This is a genomic window from Arthrobacter paludis, assembly GCF_056782315.1.
Window position 1 is genome coordinate 1 of the sequence record NZ_JBXAEW010000040.1, and the last position, 2,646, is coordinate 2,646.

The 2,646-nt window shown below is 66.4% G+C and carries 1 protein-coding gene and 2 pseudogenes; all 3 read right to left on the minus strand.

Annotation, left to right across the window (positions count from 1 at the left end; genetic code table 11):
- Positions 1–56: 56 nt before the first annotated feature.
- A pseudogene (locus tag AC1Q5D_RS17860) lies at positions 57–800 on the minus strand (IS256 family transposase); the annotation flags it as partial.
- A 24-nt stretch (positions 801–824) separates the two neighbouring features.
- The gene (locus AC1Q5D_RS17865) at positions 825–1,994 is read right to left on the minus strand and encodes an IS30 family transposase (protein ID WP_481739774.1); all 1,170 of its coding nucleotides are present in this window, start codon (positions 1,992–1,994) and stop codon (positions 825–827) included.
- A 50-nt stretch (positions 1,995–2,044) separates the two neighbouring features.
- A pseudogene (locus AC1Q5D_RS17870) lies at positions 2,045–2,533 on the minus strand (transposase); the annotation flags it as partial.
- Positions 2,534–2,646 lie beyond the last annotated feature (113 nt).

Here is a 2,646-nt window from a genome sequence, read left to right on the forward strand (position 1 = left end):
GGGCGTGTCAAAAAATCTGTGTAAGGGGCCGGTCGGTTAGCCGTTCTGCCGGGTGGTCAGATCGGTAGTCGATTGGGGAACTGGATGGCGAAGGCGTTCAGGGCCTGGTGCCATCCCTGGGTGCCGGTGCCGAGCTCGCCGCCGCGGGTGGTCTCGATGTTCCGGATGCCCAGGTAGACCAGCTTGATCGCCGCCTCGTCGGAGGGGAACGAGCCCCTGGTCTTGGTGATCTTGCGCAGCTGGTAGTTGATCGATTCGATCTGGTTGGTGGTGTAGATGACCTTGCGTATCTCGGGGGTGAAGGCCAGGAACGGGGTGAAGTCCTCCCAGGCGTTGCGCCAGGCGAGCACGGCGCCCGGGGCCTTGGTGCCCCAGGCCTCCTCGAAGGCCTCCATGGCCATCTCGGCGGCCTGCACGGTGGGCGCGGTGTAGATGGGGCGCATGTCCTTGGCCATGGCCTTGCGGTCGCCGTAGGAGGCGTAGCGCATGGCCGAGCGCAGCAGGTGCACCACGCAGGTCTGCACCACGGTCTCCGGGTAGATGCTGTTCACGGCCGCCGGCAGTCCGGTGAGCCCGTCGCAGCACAGGATCAGGATGTCCCGCACCCCGCGGTTGCGGATTTCGGTGAGCACGTTGGCCCAGAACTTCGCCCCTTCCGAGGCGCCCAGCCACAGGCCCAGGACCTGCTTGCGGCCCTCGACGTCCACCCCCACGGCGACGTGGCAGGCCTTGTTCACCACGACCCCTCCGTCGCGGATCTTGAGCCAGATCGCGTCGATGTACACGATCGGATAGACGGGGCGGTTTCTAGTGAACGAGGTGAATCACGTAGATGTGGGTTGCAGTTTCCATCGTGCCATGAGTTGACGTGGCGAGCGGTCGTTGAGGCAGGCCCGCGGCCTGTCGTTGAGCTCCGCCGCGGCGTCGTGAAGGGCTTGGTCCGGGACCTGGGAGAAGTCGGTGCCCTTGGGAAAGTACTGGCGGATCAGCCCGTTGGTGTTTTCGTTCGTTCCGCGTTGCCAAGGCGAGTGGGGGTCGGCGAAGTAGATTTTCAGGCCGGTGGCATCGGCGATGCGTTGGTGGTGGAACATCTCGTTGCCTTGGTCCCAGGTCAGCGTGCGGCGCAGTCCAAGCGGCAGGGCGCTGAACGCAGACACCAGCGCATCGCCGACCCTCTGGGCGGTGTGCCGTCCGTGAACCGGGACGATGATCGTGTTCCGCGTCTTGCGGTCGACCAAGGTAGCGATCGCCGAGCGCTGGGACGCCCCGACGACGAGGTCCCCTTCCCAGTGGCCGGCCTGCCGCCTGGTTAGGGCGATTACTGGGCGGTCGTGGATGGACTTCATGTTCGTGGACTGCTTCAACGCCCCGTCACGGCTGCGGCCCCGACCCCGCTTGTGCCGGTAGGTCCGACCCGTCCGAAGCGTTTGGCGGTCCTTTGCGCCGACGATACCGAGGTAGACGGCCTCGTAGATCGTCTCGGCACACACATGCCAACCGGGCCTGCGGGGCCACCGACGCCGAAGCCAACGGCTGATCTGCTGCGGGGACCAGCGCTTCTTCAGCCGACCGGCCACGGCCTCGCGCAAGCCCCCGTCGGCGGCGAACCGGCTCACCTTGGGCCGAGCCCGGCGCAGGTGGGCCTGCCCGTGGGCGTGCCAGGGCTGGTAGCGGCCGTCAGGGCCCCGGTTCTTGGCGATCTCCCGGTAGATGCTCTGGAAGCTCTTCCCAATCCGGGCCGCGATCGCCTTTACCGACTCATGGGATGCCAGCCCCTCGGCGATTTCGATCCGATCGTCCTGCGAAAGGTACCGGCTGCTGATAGGCCGTTCAATGAAGTTCACGCTTCCAGCATCGATGAACCATAACGAGCCACAGCTCAGGGACACGCCCACGGACCGTGCGGCCTCGCTGCCGCTGCTGCCTTGCCGGATGAGCTCGAAGTAGCGGCGTTTGGCCGCCAGGGACGTCTTGTTCCACGCGTACCGGGGCATGCGATTTCCTTCCAGAATGGATTCGCAACGTTCGGTAGAAACCGCCCGGCCTCCAGGGGCCGGTTCTGCCACTGGGCGACCTCGTCGGCGACCACGTCGGTGACCCGGGAGATCGTCGCCGCGGAGACCTTGGCCCCGTAGATCTCCTCGAGGTGGGAGCCGATGTCCCGGGTGCTCATCCCCCGGGCGTAGAGCGAGAGGACCATGTCCTCGACCTTGCCCAGCCTGCGGGCGCGCTTGGGCACGATCACCGGCTCGAAGGAGCCGTTTCGGTCCCTCGGGACCGTGATCCGCACCGGCCCTTGGAGGGTCTGGACGCTCTTGGTGGCCTTGCCGTTGCGGGAGTTGCCCGTGCCGTGCCCGGCGGGGTCCCCGGACTCGTAGCCGAGGTGGTCGCTCATCTCGGTCTCCAGGGCCCGCTCGAGCACGGCCTTGGTCATGCGCGAGAGCAGCTCCTCGACCCCGTGCCGGCCCTCGCCGAGGTCCTCGGCCGCCGTGACCAGCGCGTCGATCTGCTCCGGGTCCAGCACCCCGGCCAGGGGATTGTCGATCATGTCGTTTTCAGCCACGAGGGCCCGTCCTTTCGGGGATGAAACCACAGGTCACACCCCAGTTAGAGACCGGACCCTTACACACCTAATGAAACACCCTC